Raw genomic sequence first — 20,569 nt, forward strand, 5'->3', positions numbered from 1 at the left:
ATGAAAAATAATCTCTTATTAATCTGTCTTTTATTCTCTTTGTCCGTATTTTCTCAATCACCGATAGAGAAAGGTCTGTTGTCAATAAATAAAGAGAAATCGGAACAATATATAGGTATTCTTGCCAGTGACAGCCTCGAAGGTCGGGGAGCCGGGAGATGGGGCGGAAAAGCTGCTTCCGAATATATAAAATCAGTCTTTGAAAAGCTTGGTATAAAACCGTGGAAAAAGGAATATTTCCAATGCTTCGATGTCTCCTCTGGTGCAGACGGTTGGAATGCACATCGGAGAGAGCCATATAAAGGGTTGGAAATGCGCAATGTATTGGGGTATATAGAAGGACGTAATACGGACGAAATAGTTATAATCGGCGCACACTACGATCATCTCGGCGTTGTACCTAATTCAACCAATGACAGTATCTACAATGGAGCTGATGATAATGCTTCGGGTGTAGCTGCCGTATTGCAGGTTGCAGAGGCATTTCTGACTTCGGGTCAGCAGCCCGAGCGGACAATTATATTTGCCCTGTGGGATGCGGAAGAAATCGGGTTGATAGGATCGTTCCACTTTGTAGAAGATCATTTTGCTAACCTTGTAATTCCCCGACAATATCCGCAGGCAATAAAAGGATATATAAATTGTGATATGATCGGACGTTCCGATATCAATAGAGTCGTAGTATATCATTCTTCGAACAAGCCCGTATTGCGTTCGTGGATAGAAGCAGGTATTGAGAAGCATAACTTGAATTTGCTACCCGAATTCAAACTTTCTGATGATGTGCCGGGTGGAAGCGATCATGCACCGTTTGACATGAAAGGAGTCCCTTATGTTTTCTATTTTACCGATTTGCATGACGATTACCATCAGCCGGGCGACCATGCTGACAAAATAAATTACGACAAAGTAACTTCCATATCTAAAATAGCTTTTCTTAACTTGTGGGAGATGGCTAATACAGCCGACTTCTGATTATGCTAAAGTATAAAGGTTTCCGGGTGTATTTCTTATAAGCCCTTTCATCTCCATTTCCAGTAGGGTGGAGAACAGAGTATATGCAGGGATATTTAATTCCCGCGATAGTTGGTCGATGTGTAACGAATCGTTTGCGGTCAGTTTGTCGATAACGACCTGCTCTTCTGCCGAAAGTACAACAAAAAGTTCTTGCTGGCGTGGAGCTTTTTTCTTTTTAGTCGATTGAGAGTCCCAGCTCATTTGTTCGAGGAAATAGTCTACAGAGAGGAATAAATCAGCTTTGTGCGAAGCTATAAGTTTATTACAACCCTTCGAATATCTGTCGGTCATCCTTCCCGGAACAGCAAATACATCTTTGCAATATGAATTGGCTATTTCGGCTGTGATCAGTGAACCACCTTTCACGTCTGATTCCACTACAATAACGGTATCAGCCATTCCCGCAACAATGCGGTTTCTCCTGACAAAGTTGTGACGGTCGGGTTCTGTCCGGCTTGGAAATTCCGTTAAAAGCCCACCGTTGCCAATCATTTCCATCGCAGTTTGGCGGTGTACACTCGGGTATACAATGTCAAGGCCATGAGCCAGTACGCCAACGGTAGGGAAGTTGTTTTTTAGTGCCGACCTGTGTGCCTGAATATCTATTCCGTATGCCAGTCCGCTAACGATAAGTGCATCGGGTAGGGCAGATGATAGTTCCTGAAACAGATTTTCGCAAAAGCTGTTCCCGTAATTTGTGGCCTGACGTGTACCGACTATACTGATTATCTTTTCCGCATTCAGACCAGTATTTCCTTTATAATAGAGTAGGACAGGGGCATCTGAACATTCGCGCAGACGGTGTGGGTAGTTATCATCACTGATGAAAAAAGTAGATATATTATTTTTTTCTATGAAGTTTAATTCTTCTTCTGCTCTTTTGAAAACATCAGGATTGAGTATCTCATCTACAATCTTTGCCGAAAGTCCTGTTTTTGTCAGCAAGGTTTTCCTGTTCGCCTTGAAAATCTCTTCTTCATCACCGAATACGCGTAGCAGGTTGCGTGCAGTAATATCACCCACGCCCATTATCTGGGTGAGGGCTATCTGATATAGCCGTTTGTCAGTATCGCTCATTTATACAGCCAGAGGTTGAGTACCGACAATAAGACCGTCTCTCATATGAATAGTACGGTCGGTAATAGATGCCAGATGTTCGTCGTGGGTAACGATAATGAAGGTCTGTCCCAGTGTATCGCGTAGTTTGAAGAAAAGCTGATGAAGTTCCTCCTTGTTTTCCGTATCGAGGCTTCCCGATGGTTCGTCAGCCAGAATAACAGCCGGATTGTTGATCAGGGCGCGTGCTACGGCAACACGTTGCTTTTCTCCGCCCGAAAGCTCGTTCGGTTTATGTTCGAGGCGCTCCGATAAGCCTAGCATATCCAGCAGTTCTTTAGCTCTGCTTTTAGCCTGTGATTCTTTTGTCTTTCCTATCAGGGCAGGAATGATTACATTTTCTAATGCGGTAAACTCCGGCAGCAGTTGGTGAAACTGAAATACAAAGCCTATATTTTTGTTGCGGAAATCAGACAAACGGGAATCATTCAAGATGCTCAAATTTTCATTGTTGATAAAGACCGTTCCCGTATCGGCTTTGTCGAGCGTCCCGATAATTTGCAGTAAGGTGGTTTTTCCTGCACCACTGGCACCTACAATAGAGACTATTTCTCCTTTGTTTACCTGGAGGTCTATTCCTTTCAGTACCATTAGTGAGCCAAAACTCTTAGTTATTCCTTCTGCCTTTATCATCCGCATTTCTTATTAGAGAAGCAGGCTACATACAGTCAATGTCCTATATGTAACCTGTCTGTTATATTGTATTATTTAATTCCGATACCGAAATAGTCGAATCCGGCATCGTTCATTTCCTGTTTATTATAGATATTCCTTCCGTCAAAAACAACAGGCTTAGCCATTGTTTTCTTTATCACCTCCCATGTAGGCAGGCGGAATTCGTTCCATTCCGTTACCATCAATATAGCATCGGCATCCAGTGTAGCATCATAAATATCCTTTGCGTACACTACTGTATCGCCCAAATGATGTTTTTTTGCCTCTTCCATAGCTACCGGATCATATACCCTTACTTTGGCTCCTGCTTTGATCACCTTGTCTATCAATACGAGTGCCGGAGCTTCGCGCATATCGTCGGTTTTCGGCTTGAAGGCTAATCCCCATACGGCAATGGTTTTTCCCTTGATGTCACCGTTATAGTATTTCATCAGTTTATCGAACAGGATATTCTTCTGGAATTCGTTCACTCTTTCTACAGCCTCAAGTATCTCCATATTGTAACCGAGATTTTTAGCTGTTTTAATGATGGCTTTCACATCCTTAGGAAAGCAGCTTCCTCCATATCCGCATCCGGCATACAGGAATTTAGATCCTATACGTGCATCGGCTCCGATTCCTTTGCGTACCATGCTCACATCGGCGCCTACTATTTCGCACAGATTGGCAATGTCGTTCATAAAACTGATACGTGTAGCCAACATGGCATTTGCCGCATATTTTATCATCTCGGCAGATGGTATGTCTGTGTATATAATGCGATAGTTGTTCAGAGTAAATGGTTTGTATAGTCTTTCCATCAGTTTTTTTGCTTCTTCCGATTCTACACCTACAACTACGCGGTCGGGCTGCATAAAGTCGGTGATAGCTGCGCCTTCTTTCAAAAATTCGGGATTGGAGGCCACATCGAAACGTAGGTCGGATTTTCCTCTTTTGTCCAGCTCCTCCTGTATTGTTTTTTTTACCAGTTTGGCAGTACCTACCGGCACAGTACTCTTGGTAACGATAACCATATACTTATTCAGGTTTTTACCTACAGTGCGTGCTACCTCCAGTACATATTTCAGATCAGCGCTTCCGTCCTCGTCTGGAGGAGTGCCAACGGCAGAGAATACGATGTCTACGTCATTCAGTATTGCACTCAGATCGGTAGTAAAGTGAAGCCGTCCTGCTTTATGGTTGCGTTCAACCATTTCATCCAGTCCGGGTTCGAAAATAGGTATAATTCCGTTTTTCAGGTTATCTATTTTTTGTTGGTCAATATCTACACAGTAAACATCTGTCCCCATTTCAGCAAAACAGGTTCCTGTAACAAGACCTACATAACCCGTACCGACAATAGCTATTTTCATTTATTCTTTAAGTTTAATGTAAAAATGTTTGTATTCGTTTGTTTTTCGGGGTACAAAGTTAATATTAATCTTCTAACAAGCCTAATTAATAAATCAAAAAACGGATGAAGTAACAAGCCTATTAAGTATCGGATTATGAGAATGATGATTGTCTGTTTCATCGGAATTGTATTAGTCTGCATCTTTTGCTTAACTTTGTGCCTTTTAAGAAACGATATCTCACACAGATAATGAGCCTGACCTTATGAAGAAGAAATACCTGATAGTCGGAGCCGGTTTTGCCGGAGCTGTTTTAGCAGAGCGGTTAGCCCGCAAGGGCAATTCGATGATAACGATCATAGATGAACGTGAGCATCTTGGTGGCAATAGCTATACCGAAACGGACGAAGAAACGGGTGTAACGGTTCATAAATACGGACCTCATATCTTCAATACAAATAACAAAGCAGTATGGGATTATGTCTGTTCTTTTTGCGAAATGATGTATTACCGCAACAGGGTAAAGATTGTTTACAAAGGCAACGTATATTCCATGCCGATAAACCTGCACACCATTAATCAGTTTTTCGGTAAAGCATTGAATCCGAAAGAAGCACGTCTGTTTATAGACGGTTTGGCGGATAAAACAATAACGAATCCTGCCAACTTTGAAGAACAGGCCTTATCTTTTATTGGTGAAGACCTGTATCGTGCATTCTTCTATGGTTATACTAAAAAGCAATGGGGATGCGAGCCTACAGAGTTAGCAGCATCTATACTCAAACGACTGCCTGTCCGCTTCAATTATGATGACAACTACTATGGAAGTATCTATCAGGGTATTCCGAGAGATGGATTTACGGCAATATTTGAAAAGATGCTGGATCATCCTGCTATCGAGGTGCGTCTGAATGAGCGGTTCGATGCCGGATATGACACGAAAGAATACGATCATATATTCTACACCGGTGCTATAGATGCGTTTTTCAACTATAAATACGGACGATTGGGTTATCGTACGGTTTACTTTGAGCGCGGAGTAGATGAAGGAGATTATCAGGGGAATCCTGTGATCAATTATGCTGATGAAGCTATTCCCTATACACGCGTACACGAACACAAGCATTTTACCCCATGGGAAAATTTTGATAAGACAGTGTATTTCAAAGAGTACAGTAAAGAAACTACACCTGACGATATTCCCTATTATCCGAAACGATTGGCGGAGGATATGGGAAAGCTCGAAAAGTACCAACAAAAAGTAGCTAAGCTGTCAAATTATACTTTTCTCGGACGGTTGGCTACTTATCAATACATGAATATGGATCATGTGATAGAAGAGGCTCTGAAGTTGTCCGAACGGTTTTGATTTTTAAATAATTTCAAACCGTATTTTATCTTTTTTCTTCTGTATATAATCCCTTTTCACTACCTTTGTGTGCCTGTAGAATAGTCAATTATTAACTCGAATAAAAAATATGGTTTCTTTCTTTCAGACCCTTTCAAAGAGCATTATCGCCGTTCAAACAAGTTCCAGTCTTAGTAATGATTTTATCCAGCGCCTTTCGTGGGCTTTTAGTGGTGCCACCCTGCTTGATTCTGATAAAGTTTCAGGCTTTTTTGTTGGTCCACGCAGAGAAATGATTACTCCTTGGAGTACCAATGCTGTGGAGATAACCCAGAATATGGGAATAGACGGAATTGTCCGCATCGAAGAATTTTTTGCAGTAAACAGCTCCGATGCAAGTCACGACCCGATGTTACAGCGTATCTATGACGGGCTGAATCAGGAAGTGTTCACGATCTATAAACAACCCGATCCGATAATCGAGATTGAGGATATTTCCGCTTACAATCAGCAGGAAGGCTTGGCGTTGAGCGAAGACGAAATCGAATACCTGAACGAAGTAAGTAGCCGTCTGGGCAGAAAGCTGACAGATAGTGAGGTTTTCGGATTCTCGCAGGTAAATTCAGAGCATTGCCGTCACAAGATATTCAACGGGGTGTTTATAATTGACGGAGAAGAAAAAGAAAGCTCGTTGTTTAAACTGATAAAGAAAACATCGCAGACCAGTCCGAATAAACTGATTTCGGCGTACAAAGACAATGTTGCCTTTAGTCAGGGGCCTGAGATAGAACAGTTCGCTCCGGTAAATGGGGAAGAACCGAGCTACTTCGAAACCCGAAAAATAAAATCCGTAATCTCGCTGAAAGCGGAAACACATAATTTCCCTACCACAGTAGAGCCTTTCAATGGCGCTGCTACCGGATCGGGAGGTGAGATACGCGACCGTCTGGGTGGAGGTAAGGCCTCTTTGCCAATAGCGGGAACAGCCGTTTATATGACTTCCTATCCGCGTACTAAAGCAGGGCGAGCATGGGAAGAAACAATGCCGGAACGCCCTTGGTTGTACCAGACTCCCGAAGAGATACTGATAAAGGCATCGAACGGAGCATCCGATTTCGGGAATAAATTTGGTCAACCACTTATTTGTGGTTCATTACTTACATTCGAGCATCTCGAAAATCAGAAGAAATTTGCTTACGACAAAGTAATAATGCTTGCAGGCGGTGTAGGTTATGCAAACAAACGTGATGCGCTGAAAGGCGAACCGACACCGGGCGAGAAAGTGGTTATCCTAGGAGGAGACAACTATCGTATCGGTATGGGTGGAGGAGCCGTTTCGTCTGTCGATACAGGTCAGTATTCGAGCGGCATAGAACTCAATGCAGTACAACGTGCCAACCCTGAAATGCAGAAGCGTACAGCGAATGTGATCCGCGCGTTGGCAGAATCCGATAATAACCCGATTGTGTCTATTCACGATCATGGGGCAGGCGGACACTTGAACTGCTTGTCGGAACTGGTAGAAGCTACCGGAGGGAAGATTGATATATCCAAGCTGCCTATAGGTGATCCTACACTATCGTCAAAAGAAATAGTAGGGAACGAAAGCCAGGAGCGTATGGGCTTGCTGATACCTGATAGTGCTACAGAAAGAATCAAACGCATAGCTGAGCGTGAGCGTTCGCCGATGTATGTTGTGGGTGAAACTACCAATGATATGAAATTTGTCTTCGAACAGGCTGACGGGAAACGTCCTATCGACCTCAAGTTGGAAGATTTCTTCGGCAAAGCACCGAAGACAATCATGCGTGACGAAACGCTTGACGAAACATATGCTAACCCCGAATACGATTTGTCTAAACTGGAAGATTACATCAAAAATGTACTTCAACTGGAAGCAGTAGCTTGTAAAGACTGGCTGACAAACAAAGTAGACCGTTCGGTGACAGGCAAGGTAGCCCGTCAGCAGACACAGGGAGAAATACAGTTGCCACTGAGCGACTTGGGTGCGGTAGCTCTCGATTATAAAGGAAAAGCAGGTATTGCTACATCAATAGGACATGCGCCTCAGGCGGCTATGGTAGATCCTGCTGCCGGTTCGGTACTGGCAATAGCCGAATCATTGACTAATATCGTATTTGCTCCTATCGAAGACGGACTGAAAGGTATATCACTAAGTGCAAATTGGATGTGGCCTTGTAAGAATCCGGGAGAAGATGCACGTCTGTACAAAGCAGTAGAAGCCTGCTCGGAATTTGCATGCGAATTAGGCGTAAATATTCCTACGGGAAAAGACTCTTTGTCGATGACCCAGAAGTATGGTGACGAAAAGGTCTATTCACCGGGAACAGTTATTATATCGGCTGCCGGAGAGGTGAAGAATATCCGTAAGATAGTTTCACCTGTATTGGCTTATATTAAAGGAACTTATCTGTATTATATAGACTTCTCATTCGATACATTCAAACTCGGAGGCTCTGCTTTTGCACAGACAATGAGTAAAGTAGGAGAGGAAGTGCCTACGGTAAAAGATACCGAGTATTTCAAGAATGCTTTCAATGCTGTACAGGAACTGATAGACAGAGGACTTATCCTTGCCGGACATGACGTTTCGGCGGGAGGTATTGTAACGGCTATGCTCGAAATGTGCTTTGCTAATCCGCAGGGTGGATTGGAAGCTCGTTTGGATAAGCTGCATCATGCAGACCTGATCAAAATACTATTCTCTGAAAATCCGGGTGTGCTGCTTCAGGTAAAACATCATCATTTGGTAGAAAAAATTCTTGACGATTACGGTATCGGTTTTGCCATTGTAGCCCGTCCGATAGAAGAACGTAAATTCGTCGTACAGAAAGATACTTTTGTACAGGAATTTAGTATAGATGAATTACGCGACGTTTGGTTCGAATCATCTTACTTGCTCGATAAAAAGCAAAGCGGTGAAAAACTGGCACTCGATCGTTTCAATAACTATAAGAATCAACCACTGCAATTCAATATAAAACCATCGTTTACAGGCAGGTTCTCGCAGTTTAGTATCGACCCCAACAGAACAGCTCCGACCGGAATCAAAGCGGCTATTATCCGCGAAAAAGGGACGAATGGGGAGCGCGAAATGGCTTACTCGCTGTATCTCGCCGGATTCGATGTGAAAGACGTACACATGACTGACCTTGCTTCGGGACGCGAAACGCTGGAAGATATCAACCTGATCGTATTCTGCGGTGGATTCTCTAATTCGGACGTACTAGGTTCGGCGAAAGGTTGGGCAGGAAGCTTTATGTATAACGAAAAAGCGAAAGAAACACTGCGCAAGTTCTATCAGCGGGGAGATACATTAAGTCTTGGAGTTTGTAACGGCTGTCAGCTGATGATGGAACTCGGGCTCGTTTACCCAGAGCATGACGTGAAACCGAAGATGGAACACAATGCTTCACATAAATTCGAATCTACATACATTTCTGTTGAAGTTCCGCAAAATGAATCGGTAATGTTCGGTTCCCTTTCGGGTAGTAAGCTTGGTATCTGGGTTGCACATGGCGAAGGTCGTTTCTCTATGCCTAAAGCCGAATCGGAGTACAATGTTGTAGCCAAATATATATACAGCGAATATCCGGGTAACCCTAATGGATCGGACTATGATATTGCAGGTGTTGTTTCCAAAGACGGGCGTCATTTGGCTATCATGCCTCACCTCGAACGCTCGCTGTTTACATGGCAGTGTGCCTACTATCCTTTCGAGCACCGTAAAGATGATTTCACTCCTTGGATGGAAGCCTTTGTTAATGCAAGGGAGTGGGTAAAGAATATAAAGTGAAAAATAGAGATTGTAAAGGTATAGGTTATACAAAGGTCTATACCTTTATTTTATAAGTATAATACATCAATTATGGGTTGGAAAAATAGTGAGAATAATATTTCATTTATTTCTTTTCTGAAGGAAAAAGATCAAAGGGTAGATTGGCTAATATTATTTCTGAGCTGTCTGATTGGTTACATAGTTTTAAAAATCTGCTATCCATACCCTGCAACAATTTCCGATTCGGGTACATATGTGAATGCAGCTGCAAATAATATGTTTACCTTTTACCGCCCTTTTGGTTATTCTGTGTATTTACAAATAATACATTCGTTTTCTTCTAGTGTACATGCATTGTTTATATCACAGATAATATTATATTTTTTGTCCACTGCGGCTTTCGCATTCGTTATCAAATATATATATCCCCCTGCTAATAGATGGTTGTGGTATATCCTGTTATTCATGTTTGTATTCAGCCCCATCGCATTTTATATGTCCAATGCAATAATGAGCGACCTGCTGTTTACTGTAATGATATATTTCATGCTGGCAGCATTATTTTATCTGATGAAAAAACAAAGTTGGATAGCATTGGTAATTTTCCTTTTGTCATTATATTTTGCTCTACACATCAGATATTCGGCGATGATGTTTCCTGTAATTTTTATAGTTTGCTTTTTTCTTATAAAAGGTAAAATACGTTGGATAGGGATCTGCGGGATTGTTATTGTTACCTTTTTGTTCTATAATCAGGTAAAAAATGATATGCGTAAGACAATTGGATTTGCCCAGTTTTCTACCGGGTTCGACGGTTGGCAACTTGCTAATAATGCGATCCATATTATTCCATATATCGATTTGAAACCCGAACAGATAGCTGACCCCGAATTGGCAAGTGTTCATAGTTTTGTGGTAGTCTCCAAAAACGTTATATATGAAAAGACGAGGCAAGGGCAGGTAGCTTCGGCATCGTTTATGTGGATAAATGATCAGCCCCTCAAGCAATACTTGTTTACTTATATGCAACATACACGCCAGCCTTATTCTGTTTCATGGATACGGTTGGGTAGTACAACTTACAAAAAATATGGGCAATACCTGATAAAGAAATATCCATTGAAATTTCTTCGTTATTATTATTATCCCAATGCCAAGAGTATTTTTTATACTGACAGCAAAGAGATTATAGGTTACTACAATCCTATCAATGTAGACGATATATTTCAATGGTATAACATACCCAAAGATGCTGAAATTGAGGCCAAACATCCAATTTATGAAGATTTTGTGGCTGAAGCATCGGCTTCATCTTATATGTTCTTGTGGGCGTTTATATTTATTCTCGGTATTATCTCTTTTATCAAAAGAAAAGAATTATTGTGGCATGATTCTATCCAGAAACAGATATTCTGGATAATTGTGATTACCGGGATGATCTATTATGGGGCCACGGTTTTTGCCAGTCCGGTTTCACTTAGGTTCTGGATTCCTGTAAATGCAGTCATCTTCGGTCTAATGTATATTCTGGCTAATCGTTTGCTGGAAGCACGGATAAAAAAGAAAGAAAAAACAACTGACTATAACTGATAATTATGTTATATGAATACCCGATGAAAGTGCGCGACTATGAATGCGATGCGCAGGGAATAGTCAATAATGCCAACTATCAGCATTACTATGAAGTAGTACGCCATGAGTTCCTTGAACAACATGGACTGAATTTCTATGAGCTGCACGAACAGGGCATCGATGCTGTAGTGGTGAGTGTGTATATCCGCTATCGGCATTCGTTGCGAGGTGCAAATGATTTCATCTGTACGGTAGATGCTATAGAACGCGAAGGCATCCGTTATATCTTTCATCAGAAGATAATTCGCCGGAAAGATAATAAAGTATGCTCTACTGCAAAAGTAGAAGTCGCTTGTATGGTAAACGGCAAAGTGGGTAAGCCCGAATTATTCGATAAGGTATTGGGTAAGTATGTGGTGTAGGTAAAGCTTCAGAGTGACAGGACAATTGCCGGGAAATAAATTGAAATACCCTGTTGTCTTAGTGCATGGAATTGCAGCAAAAGATAATAAACTGTTTTGGGGAAGAATCCCCGAAAAGTTGCGAGGTGCAGGAATAGATGTATATCTTGGCAATACGGACTCTTGGGGTGGGGTAGAAAGGAATGCTCTATTCTTGAGAAATAGGATAGATGGTATATTGGAAGAATGTGATGCTGACAAGGTAAATCTGATAGCACACTCGAAAGGAGGAATAGATTCTCGCTTTTTGATAAGCACGTTGGGGTATGCACCCAAAATCGCCAGCCTGACCACTATATCTACACCTCATCTGGGGTCGGAAATAGTCGATTATATCTTTAATAAGAAATACATTCATTCTGCATTAGCTGGGAAAATAAGCTATGCTTTGGCTAAACTATACGGTGATAAGTCACCCGACCCTCACAGGATGCTCGAAGACCTGACTTCAAAGAATATGGTGAAATTCAATGAGAAAAATGAGAATGATCAATCGGTCTATTATAGTAGTTACTATACTTTGATGAAACATAAATTCGATGATTTCTCTCATATACTTACTTATAATTTCCTCAGTAAAGAAGTTGGTCTCAGTGATGGGGTAGTCAGTATGCGGTCTTCCGCATGGGGTGAGAGTCATACATTGATCAACGGAGAGACGGGTGGTATATCCCACTCGGAGATCATAGATATAAAGAGAAAGAAAATATCGGGCATAGAAATCCCCGATGAATATTTGAAAATAGCTGCTAGGTTAATGTCCGTAGGACTTTAGTTTTTATCTTTGTGAAAAGAAAGATTCGATATTTCTGATGAAAAATATAAAGAATAAAAGATAATGGCACTGATATTTGAAAACAGGATGAAAGTACGCGATTACGAGTGTGATTCGCAAGGTGTAGTCAACAATGCTATCTATCTGCATTATTTTGAAGCAACAAGGCACGAACTGATGGAAAAGTGTGGGCTTCGCTTACGCGATCTTACCGAAGAGAATATTATACCCGTAGTACGCAATGTAAATATAAGCTACAGGAATTCGCTACGCGGTTCGGAGGAGTTTGTATGTACGGCAACAGCAGTGCGTGACGGACTGCGTTATTTCTTTCATCAACAAATAACCCGCGTGCCTGAGAATGTTTTGTGTGCAAGTGCTGTGATAGAAGTAGTTTGCCTGATAAACGGCAAGGTAGCCAAGCCGGATATGTTCGATAAGGTTTTTGCCGATTATATTACTTGGAAAAATAAGTAACCTTTTCTCTTCAACAAAATCGGATAGCTTTATCTATAAGATTTAGGTAGTTAACAGTTATCAGTTAATAAAAGGTGGTCTTTAAACATGAAAATCGACGGAGCTAAAATTTTGATTTTGTTGTTAGTTTTGTAAGGTTTTAGTTAAAATAGTCTCACGCAATTGAAAATCGACGACGCGAAGGCGAGTCAAAGGCGCTAAGACGCAAAGAAAAATTATATGCAAAAGTGTCAAGTTTGTCAAGTTTTTGATAACTGTTGACTGATCACTGTTGACTGAAAAAGTGTTACCTTTGCCTTGCTTTCGCTTCGGCGATCGTTGATTGTTCCCTTTTGTATGTAGTTAACAAAAATAAATGATGAGTAAAAAAATTACAATATACGTTGTCCGTCATGGTAAGACAGTAATGAATACCCTCGATAGGGTACAGGGTTGGTGCGATTCACCCCTTACTAAGGAAGGAATAGATGCAGCACGTTATCTCGGGTACGGATTCGGAGATATTGAGTTCCGTACAGCGTATTGCAGCGACCTGCGACGGACATTGCAGACTACCCGGATAATACTGGGAGCAAAGGGACAGGACGATATACCTGTAATAGAACTTGCCGGACTTCGCGAAGCCTGTTTCGGCAGCTTCGAGGCCGACTTCAATCATACGATGTGGTACCATGCTGCACTGTATATGCACTACGTGTCTGTCGAAGATATGTTCAAAGATATTCTGGAAAAGAAGATCAGCTATAAGGAAGTACTGAATACGGTAAAACTCCTCGATAAAATGGGTATGGCCGAAGACTTTGCTCAGGTAGAAGCCCGTACACAGGAGAGCCTGAGAGAGATAGCGGAGAACGAAATCCAATACGGAGAGGGTAATATACTTGTAGTTGCACATGGAATGAGTATTCTGGCCATGTTGCTCGGTCTGGGTGGATATGACCTGTTTGTAAAGCCTTTGAGTAACGCGGAAGTCTGTAAGGTAACTTATTCGGATGGAAAATTTATAGTGGAGTCTATGGCTGATTCTGCATATTTGGAAAAGGGTAGGGCAATAGCATCAAAACTATAAACGTTGTGAGACATATTCTTCTTGTATTATTATTTGTCTTCATATCATGCAGACCTGCCGATGAGGTAACGCTCACAGGCAAGGTGGTTAGCGTGGCTGATGGAGACACTTTTACTATGCTCGTAAATGGAACGGAGCAGGTTAAAGTGCGGTTGCTTGGTATAGATGCCCCCGAAAGAGGACAAGACTACGGAACCAAATCGCGAGAGCATCTGAACAATTTGTGTTATGGTAAGACAGTTACTGTACGCAAAGATAGCGAAGACCAATACGGACGCGTTTTAGGCGTATTGTATGTAGGCGATATGAATGTGAACGAAGAAATGGTACGTAGCGGTCTGGCTTGGTATTATCGCCACTTTGTAACTGATCTCCGTCTCGACTCATTAGAGCAGCTGGCGCGCAGTGAACGACTCAATATATGGAGCATGAAAAACCCTGTTCCTCCCTACGAATTCAGGAAGAAGAACAGAAGAGAGTAAATCTTGTGGGAGGATTATTCCTTTAGCAGACGATCGAGGAATTCATCGAATTCGCGGTCGAATTTTTCCATCAGGTCGTTATCCAGTTTCACGATAGAGTCATCGTTTATCAGCAGCAATTCCTCTATCACAACGAAGTTGTCGTCTGCATAATTCACCGAAAATGGCTTGTATAGTTCCAGTGAAGAGAATTTGTCTTCGTTGTCGAGGTATTCGGTAACTTCTGTCAGTACAGAAATAACCTGTTTCTCGCTGAGTTCGTCTACTTTATCTATCCAGTCGAATACAACGATTTCGGCAACCTTATTCTCTTCGTCGTCATAGAATGATACCTCTCCGCTTTCCTTATCCACAGTGATAAAGATATCGGTCAGCGAGCTTCCCTTGTAATCCTTTGCCAAAGCATCGATTGCTTTCAGGAAAGTGTCTTTTATAAGCGTATAAGAGTCTCTGTTTGCACCCATCTTATTTTTGTCTGGTTTATAGTTACGAAGTTAAAAAAATATATTGTTCGGCATATTATTTGCCTGCTATTTTTCTTCGGTCAGATATTAAAATCAAGGATATGTTCGTCCGGACTGAGCGTATTGTGAATCCTGATCTCCGAGTTTTGTTGGACAAGCGAGTAAGGTACTACGCTTTTGGTAAGCCACGCGTTTCCTCCGATCACCGAATCGTGCCCTACTACAGTTTTTCCGCCTAGTATGGTCGCTCCGGCATATATGACGACATTGTCTTCTATGGTCGGGTGGCGTTTTTCGTTAGCCAGGCTTTTGGTTACAAATAAGGCTCCGAGTGTTACTCCCTGATATATCTTTACATTGTTGCCTATCACAGTTGTTTCGCCTATCACGATGCCTGTCCCATGGTCTATATATAGGGCGTGTCCTATCTCCGCTCCCGGATTTATATCCACCCCTACCTTAGAGTGAGCATATTCGGAAAACAATCGGGGTATTATAGGTGTTCCCATCTTATAGAATTCGTGGGAGATACGATAGACTACCTGTGCAAAGAAGCCGGGATAGGTGAGTATAACCTCTTCTATGGACTTGGCGGCAGGGTCGTTTTCGTAGTACACTCCGGCTTCTTCAAACAGCTGATCTTGTAGCTGGGGAAGATTGGAGATGAAACGATCGACCATGTCTTCGGCCTGCTTGCGGTCGAGCAGGGCAGTTATATTTTCTACCAGTACGGAGTAGAAATAATAGAGTTTTTTTTCGCGGGATTTCTCCTGATCGCATATAGGGAATAGCACACGATGAATAAGTGTATTCAGTGCATCTTCAATCTCTATTCTGTTGATCGGTAGGTGTTTTGACTCCGCTCTCAATTTATTTGCTATTTCGTAAATATTGGTCATAACTTTAACTTTGGAGAAGACAAATGTAAGAATTAAAAACAAATAAGTGAGAAAACGAATTCTCCTAATTTTATATATGTTTTAAATCATATTTTATTGGACTAAAAAATATTAGACAATTTGTATTGTGAATTATAGTTTTTGATACTTTTGTATAGTTAACTAACCTATTTAATAGTTTAAGATATGAAAATAGATAGCATTCTGGCAAATTTAGAGGCGAGACATCCGGGAGAATCAGAATTCTTACAAGCCGTTAAAGAAGTTCTTGTTTCTATTGAGGATGTGTATAATCAGCATCCCGAATTCGAGAAGAACCGTATAATTGAACGCCTGGTAGAACCGGACAGAATATTCACATTCAAAGTTCCGTGGGTGGATGATAAAGGCGATATTCAGGTAAATCTGGGCTATCGGGTACAGTTTAATAATGCTATCGGGCCATACAAAGGTGGCTTGAGATTCCATGCTTCGGTAAATCTGTCTTCTCTCAAGTTTTTGGGTTTTGAGCAGACTTTCAAAAATGCACTGACTACCCTGCCTATGGGTGGTGGTAAAGGTGGTGCCGATTTTAGCCCTAAAGGTAAATCGAATGCTGAGATTATGCGTTTTTGTCAGGCTTTCATGCTTGAGCTATGGCGCAATATAGGTCCTGATACGGACGTTCCGGCAGGAGATATCGGTGTGGGCACACGCGAGATCGGTTATCTGTATGGAATGTATAAGAAACTGGCGCGCGAAAATACGGGAACTTTCACAGGGAAAGGGCTTGAGTACGGTGGTTCACTTGTACGTCCTGAGGCTACAGGCTACGGTGCTCTTTATTTCGTAAATGAAATGTTTAAAGCTAAAAATATAGACCTGAAAGGTAAAACAGTAGCTGTTTCGGGCTTCGGGAATGTTGCTTGGGGAGCTGCTTCTAAAGCAACTGAGCTAGGGGCGAAGGTGGTTACCATATCAGGCCCTGACGGTTATGTGTATGATCCTGACGGAGTAAGTGGTGACAAGATAGAGTATATGCTCGAACTTCGCGATTCGGGTAATGACGTGGTTGCCCCTTATGCCGAAAAGTATCCGAATGCTGTATTCCATGCAGGAAAGAAGCCTTGGGTAGAAAAAGTGGATATTGCCTTGCCTTGTGCCATTCAGAACGAACTGAATGCAAAAGATGCGGAAGCTTTGATTGCTAACGGGGTGACTTGTGTGGCTGAGGTATCTAACATGGGCTGTACAGCTGAGGCAGTAGACCTGTTCCTTGAGAAGAAGGTATTATTTGCTCCGGGTAAGGCTGTAAATGCCGGTGGGGTAGCTACTTCTGGACTCGAAATGAGTCAGAATGCAATGCATATCCAATGGGGTGCAGAGGAAGTCGATCAGCGTCTACATGGTATAATGAAGAATATACATGGACAGTGTCTGAAATTCGGTAAAGATAATAGTGGCTATATCAATTATGTTAAGGGTGCTAATGTAGCCGGATTTATGAAAGTAGCCCGGGCTATGATCGCTCAGGGAGTTGTATAAGAATCTAATCCAACAAGGGATGTAAAGCCTTCGGAAATGTTATTCCGGAGGCTTTTTTGTTGGTATAAAAATGATGTGTGAACTAAGTTTACTTTTATTATTTTTATAATTTCTCAAATACTTTTCATGTGTTATATAAGCTGGGTTCTGTGATGTTTTGCTTAGTTAAAGTAATTTATATATGGCAAAAAGATTATCTTTGCATTTGATATACAAGAATAAAAGGCTAAGCTTTAAATATTATAAATGAAATTATCAGTAATAAGTCCTGTTTACAGAGCTGAAAAGATAATCCCTGTTTTGGTAGAACGGATAGAACAGGCTGTTTCTGTTATTACCAGTGAATACGAAATAATACTGGTTGAAGATAGTGGTCCCGATCAATCATGGGCAGTTATAGAGCAAATCGCACAAACTAACGAAAGAGTAATTGGTCTTAAATTAAGCCGCAATTTTGGACAACATTATGCAATTTCTGCAGGGTTGGATAAGGCAACGGGCGACTGGATCGTTGTCATGGATTGTGATTTGCAGGATCGTCCGGAAGAGATTCCTAATTTGTACAAAAAAGCTCAGGAGGGATATGATGTTGTACTTGCAGAGCGTTACGAACGACAAGATACGTTCATCAAGAGATTGACCTCAGCTACTTTTTACAAAGTATTGTCTTACCTTACAGGTACAAAGCAAGACAAAGGTGTAGCTAATTTTGGAATTTACAGCAAAGCCGTCATTAAGGCTGTTTGTTCGATGCGCGAACCAATCCGTTATTTTCCGACTATGATAAAGTGGGTAGGGTTCAAGCAGACGAAGTTGCCGGTAGAGCACAACTCTCGTTTTGAAGGAAAGACTACTTATAATTACAAAAAACTCTTAAATCTAGCCTTAGACATTATTCTGGCTTATTCAGATAAACCGGTACGTCTTACGGTCAAGGTTGGATTAATAATCTCATTAATGGCTATTCTGGCTGCTTTCTATACCCTTATAATGTGGATAACAGGAAACATTGCAGTGATGGGGTATACGAGCCTTATTATTTCAATCTGGTTTTTGTCAGGAATTATTATACTTACTTTGGGTATAGTAGGATTATATGTCGGTAAAACATTTGAGGGAGTTAAGAGTCGGCCGATATATATAATCGACAAAATAGTGAATGGTGAAAATACGCACTAAGATCAACGATAATGATTGAATATTTACAATGGGATTCTGATTTTTTTGAAAAGAAAATAGGACGGATATATTGTAGCAGTAATATGCCAAAATCAGAATTGGCTGAATTACTACGCTGCGCAAAAGAGCAAAACTATGAACTTCTTTATTGTTTTGGAGACGAACATTTTTTTGTCGAAACCGAGCTCCTGAACATATATGATGGTTCTCTGGTAGATCGTAAAGTAATTTTTACGATGCATATTGAGGGAATGCCTGACGATGACTTAGCTGATATTCATGTTTTTGAAGAGACAGCATTGAAAAATGAAATGCTGGAACTCGCCTATCTGAGTGGGGGCTACTCCCGATACAAGACTGATCATCATTTTACAGACAAAGACTTTAGACACTTTTATAAAACCTGGATGCAAAACTCTATAAATGGGGCTATTGCTGATAAAGTATTTGTCGCTTATAGAGACTCATTAATTGCAGGCATGGTTACTGTAAAGAAGAGTGCGATGGCCGGAACAATTGGACTTATCGCTACAAATGCCAATATGCATGGTAACGGGTATGGACGTAGATTAGTAAATAAGGTGAAAAGGTATTTATATGAAGATGGCATTATGGAATTGGATGTAGCAACACAGCTCGATAATGAACCGGCCTGCCGTTTTTATAACAAATGTGGCTTCAAGGTGAAATCAATAAATAATATTTATCATTTTTGGTTATAGTATTTCAATGTAGAAATATCTGCTTGATAATACTCAATATATAAAAATAACTTGAACATTCGATATGAATAACATCCTGAAATTTGGAATCGTTTTAATAATAAATACACTTTTCTTTGTATTATGTGCTGTTCTAATACCCATCCATTTCGAAACAAACGACGATGTTGTGATGTTGTTGATAGCATCAGGTAAATATTCAGGTACTCCTGACGCTCATCTTGTATTTATTAATTATATATATGGTTTTTTTGTTTCTTTCCTATATACCTTTTTTGAAGGTCTGGAATGGTATTCCATCATGTTCTCAATATTGCATATCATATCTTTTACTATTATAACGTGGGAGATAATAAATAAATGCAAACGAATAGCCTATAAAATCGTTTTCATTATATTATTCTATTCCATTGCTGCCTATATTATTTTGCACTTCCAGTTTACAACCACTGCCGGCATTTGTGCTGTGGCCGGTATTGCTCTCTTAATGTCTGCCAATAAATATAAAAGATATATCGGTTTGTTTATGTTTGTAGTTGCATCCCTCATCCGGTTCGATGCAGCAATGTTGGTGTTGGTCGTTTCTTGTCCTGTATTATATTACCCCATTCATTTGAAACAAAAAGAGGGCAAGCTTAGAAACGAACTTTTATTTTTATCACTGATTGTAATACTACCGGTTGTTTGCAAGGTCACAGATCATGTAATATACAAAGCTGATAAAGACTGGGCTCATTATAAAGAATATAATTATTACAGAGGTAAAGTGAATGATAATCCCAGTCTGAATACTATAAAGGGAGGACATCCTAATCTTATAGATGTTGATTATGACCTGTTTGACCGCTTCTTTATAGATGAAAATTTTTGGGATCTGACTACAGTGAAAGGTATGTATGAAGAAATAGGAGAATTGGGTATTGAAAAAAAAATACCCCATGTGTACCCTAATTTTGATGGATACAGGATATATATACTTCTGTTATTTCTGTTTCTTTTAGGTCAGATTTATTTAGCACGCAGAAGCTCAGATAAAATAATACTTTCTTTATCGTTCTGTCTCTTTCTGTCAGCATTGTTTTATGTCTCTTTTACCAATCTTCTGAAAGAAAGAGTATTCTTAACCGCTTTAATAGGTTTGTTCTGGGTTCTTTTCTCTGCTGGGGGAGACGTTAAGAAATTGAAAATAGAATATTTTACTTATTCTTTTTTTATTGTATTCTTGTTCTTTTTTATTCAAAAGATGGTTGTTACCAGGTCGAATATTGATAAATTAGATTTAATGGATCAAAACACCTTATTAAACAATGTTGAGATACCCGAAGGGGAATTTCTGATTACTTATTATGATGGTTTGAAGTTGGAAAAATATTCTCCATACGAGATATCAGATAAAGTGGGAGATACTAAGATCCTTTTTTCTGGTTGGATGGCAGGGACTCCTTTCAATCGTGAATATTTCACCTCATACAAAGATATTATCGATAGGAATATGATATTTATAAGAAATTCAAATGATCTTCCTCAATGGAGTAGAAAGTTGAAAAAAAGTATAAAAGTGCATTATGGAACAGAAGTAGAAATCTTAGTAGTATATGAAACTTCAAATTGTAAAATAATAAAATTAATCTCTTCCGATAAAAATAACTAAAAAATAAT

The 20,569-nt window shown here is 40.5% G+C and carries 17 protein-coding genes and 1 pseudogene; 13 read left to right on the forward strand and 5 right to left on the reverse strand.

Features of this window, described 5'->3' with window-relative positions:
- On the forward strand, positions 1-975 hold the full coding sequence (locus M2448_RS06765; protein WP_280645331.1) for a M20/M25/M40 family metallo-hydrolase: 975 nt from the start codon (positions 1-3) through the stop codon (positions 973-975).
- On the opposite strand, the gene dprA is transcribed toward M2448_RS06765, so the two are convergent.
- The 3 genes from dprA to M2448_RS06780 form a co-directional block, all read right to left on the reverse strand.
- A complete protein-coding gene (dprA, locus tag M2448_RS06770) occupies positions 976-2,094 on the reverse strand; it encodes a DNA-processing protein DprA (protein ID WP_280645156.1) in 1,119 nt (372 codons plus the stop codon).
- A complete protein-coding gene (locus M2448_RS06775; protein WP_280645157.1) occupies positions 2,095-2,766 on the reverse strand; it encodes an ABC transporter ATP-binding protein in 672 nt (223 codons plus the stop codon). It abuts the gene before it with no gap.
- A 71-nt stretch (positions 2,767-2,837) separates the two neighbouring features.
- Positions 2,838-4,160, reverse strand: a complete 1,323-nt coding sequence (locus tag M2448_RS06780; RefSeq protein ID WP_280645158.1) for a UDP-glucose/GDP-mannose dehydrogenase family protein — start codon at positions 4,158-4,160, stop codon at positions 2,838-2,840.
- A gap of 244 nt (positions 4,161-4,404) precedes the next feature.
- Here M2448_RS06780 and glf point away from each other — a divergent pair, with 244 nt between their 5' ends.
- The 8 genes and pseudogenes from glf (at position 4,405) to M2448_RS06820 (ending at position 14,122) form a co-directional block, all read left to right on the forward strand.
- Positions 4,405-5,508, forward strand: coding sequence for a UDP-galactopyranose mutase (gene glf / locus M2448_RS06785; protein ID WP_280645159.1), 1,104 nt, complete (start codon positions 4,405-4,407; stop codon positions 5,506-5,508).
- A 97-nt stretch (positions 5,509-5,605) separates the two neighbouring features.
- Positions 5,606-9,304 (forward strand): annotated as a pseudogene (gene purL, locus M2448_RS06790) (phosphoribosylformylglycinamidine synthase); the annotation flags it as partial.
- A 447-nt stretch (positions 9,305-9,751) separates the two neighbouring features.
- Positions 9,752-10,876 (forward strand): hypothetical protein, encoded by a 1,125-nt coding sequence (locus M2448_RS06795; protein ID WP_280645160.1) that lies wholly within the window; start codon positions 9,752-9,754, stop codon positions 10,874-10,876.
- Positions 10,877-10,881: 5 nt separating this feature from the next.
- Positions 10,882-11,280 (forward strand): acyl-CoA thioesterase, encoded by a 399-nt coding sequence (locus M2448_RS06800; protein WP_280645161.1) that lies wholly within the window; start codon positions 10,882-10,884, stop codon positions 11,278-11,280.
- Positions 11,281-11,293: 13 nt separating this feature from the next.
- Positions 11,294-12,094 (forward strand): hypothetical protein, encoded by an 801-nt coding sequence (locus M2448_RS06805; protein WP_280645162.1) that lies wholly within the window; start codon positions 11,294-11,296, stop codon positions 12,092-12,094.
- A gap of 63 nt (positions 12,095-12,157) precedes the next feature.
- Entirely contained in the window at positions 12,158-12,571 is a 414-nt protein-coding gene (locus M2448_RS06810; protein ID WP_280645163.1) for an acyl-CoA thioesterase, read from the forward strand.
- 355 nt (positions 12,572-12,926) lie between these two features.
- Positions 12,927-13,640: a histidine phosphatase family protein gene (locus M2448_RS06815; protein ID WP_280648017.1), complete on the forward strand. Its 714-nt coding sequence runs from the start codon at positions 12,927-12,929 to the stop codon at positions 13,638-13,640.
- 5 nt (positions 13,641-13,645) lie between these two features.
- Positions 13,646-14,122, forward strand: coding sequence for a thermonuclease family protein (locus tag M2448_RS06820; protein WP_280645165.1), 477 nt, complete (start codon positions 13,646-13,648; stop codon positions 14,120-14,122).
- Between the two features lie 14 nt (positions 14,123-14,136).
- Here the strand turns inward: M2448_RS06820 and M2448_RS06825 are convergent, their stop codons facing one another.
- A complete protein-coding gene (locus M2448_RS06825) occupies positions 14,137-14,586 on the reverse strand; it encodes a hypothetical protein (RefSeq protein ID WP_280645166.1) in 450 nt (149 codons plus the stop codon).
- A gap of 80 nt (positions 14,587-14,666) precedes the next feature.
- A complete protein-coding gene (gene epsC / locus M2448_RS06830; protein ID WP_280645167.1) occupies positions 14,667-15,485 on the reverse strand; it encodes a serine O-acetyltransferase EpsC in 819 nt (272 codons plus the stop codon).
- 186 nt (positions 15,486-15,671) lie between these two features.
- On the opposite strand from epsC, the gene gdhA reads away from it, so the two are divergent.
- From gdhA to M2448_RS06850, 4 genes are all read left to right on the forward strand, one after another.
- Positions 15,672-17,009, forward strand: coding sequence for an NADP-specific glutamate dehydrogenase (gene gdhA, locus M2448_RS06835; RefSeq protein ID WP_280645168.1), 1,338 nt, complete (start codon positions 15,672-15,674; stop codon positions 17,007-17,009).
- A 246-nt stretch (positions 17,010-17,255) separates the two neighbouring features.
- Complete coding sequence (locus M2448_RS06840; protein WP_280645169.1) at positions 17,256-18,188, forward strand: glycosyltransferase family 2 protein; 933 nt, start codon at positions 17,256-17,258, stop codon at positions 18,186-18,188.
- Positions 18,189-18,199: 11 nt separating this feature from the next.
- Positions 18,200-18,910, forward strand: a complete 711-nt coding sequence (locus M2448_RS06845; RefSeq protein ID WP_280645170.1) for a GNAT family N-acetyltransferase — start codon at positions 18,200-18,202, stop codon at positions 18,908-18,910.
- A 526-nt stretch (positions 18,911-19,436) separates the two neighbouring features.
- Entirely contained in the window at positions 19,437-20,561 is a 1,125-nt protein-coding gene (locus M2448_RS06850) for a hypothetical protein (RefSeq protein WP_280645171.1), read from the forward strand.
- Positions 20,562-20,569 lie beyond the last annotated feature (8 nt).

The organism is Dysgonomonas sp. PF1-14, assembly GCF_029892965.1.
Taxonomy (GTDB): domain Bacteria; phylum Bacteroidota; class Bacteroidia; order Bacteroidales; family Dysgonomonadaceae; genus Dysgonomonas.

What these genes read in the sequence shown, in the direction of transcription:
- M2448_RS06765 (WP_280645331.1), top strand. Translation starts at nt 1, where the DNA reads ATGAAAAATAATCTCTTATTAATCTGTCTTTTATTCTCTTTGTCCGTA.
- M2448_RS06775 (WP_280645157.1), bottom strand. Translation starts at nt 2,766, where the DNA reads ATGATAAAGGCAGAAGGAATAACTAAGAGTTTTGGCTCACTAATGGTA.
- M2448_RS06810 (WP_280645163.1), top strand. Translation starts at nt 12,158, where the DNA reads ATGGCACTGATATTTGAAAACAGGATGAAAGTACGCGATTACGAGTGT.
- M2448_RS06850 (WP_280645171.1), top strand. Translation starts at nt 19,437, where the DNA reads ATGTTTGTAGTTGCATCCCTCATCCGGTTCGATGCAGCAATGTTGGTG.
- M2448_RS06815 (WP_280648017.1), top strand. Translation starts at nt 12,927, where the DNA reads ATGATGAGTAAAAAAATTACAATATACGTTGTCCGTCATGGTAAGACA.
- dprA (WP_280645156.1), bottom strand. Translation starts at nt 2,094, where the DNA reads ATGAGCGATACTGACAAACGGCTATATCAGATAGCCCTCACCCAGATA.
- M2448_RS06825 (WP_280645166.1), bottom strand. Translation starts at nt 14,586, where the DNA reads ATGGGTGCAAACAGAGACTCTTATACGCTTATAAAAGACACTTTCCTG.
- M2448_RS06795 (WP_280645160.1), top strand. Translation starts at nt 9,752, where the DNA reads ATGTTTGTATTCAGCCCCATCGCATTTTATATGTCCAATGCAATAATG.
- M2448_RS06780 (WP_280645158.1), bottom strand. Translation starts at nt 4,160, where the DNA reads ATGAAAATAGCTATTGTCGGTACGGGTTATGTAGGTCTTGTTACAGGA.
- glf (WP_280645159.1), top strand. Translation starts at nt 4,405, where the DNA reads ATGAAGAAGAAATACCTGATAGTCGGAGCCGGTTTTGCCGGAGCTGTT.
- M2448_RS06845 (WP_280645170.1), top strand. Translation starts at nt 18,200, where the DNA reads ATGATTGAATATTTACAATGGGATTCTGATTTTTTTGAAAAGAAAATA.
- M2448_RS06800 (WP_280645161.1), top strand. Translation starts at nt 10,882, where the DNA reads ATGTTATATGAATACCCGATGAAAGTGCGCGACTATGAATGCGATGCG.
- M2448_RS06840 (WP_280645169.1), top strand. Translation starts at nt 17,256, where the DNA reads ATGAAATTATCAGTAATAAGTCCTGTTTACAGAGCTGAAAAGATAATC.
- gdhA (WP_280645168.1), top strand. Translation starts at nt 15,672, where the DNA reads ATGAAAATAGATAGCATTCTGGCAAATTTAGAGGCGAGACATCCGGGA.
- epsC (WP_280645167.1), bottom strand. Translation starts at nt 15,485, where the DNA reads ATGACCAATATTTACGAAATAGCAAATAAATTGAGAGCGGAGTCAAAA.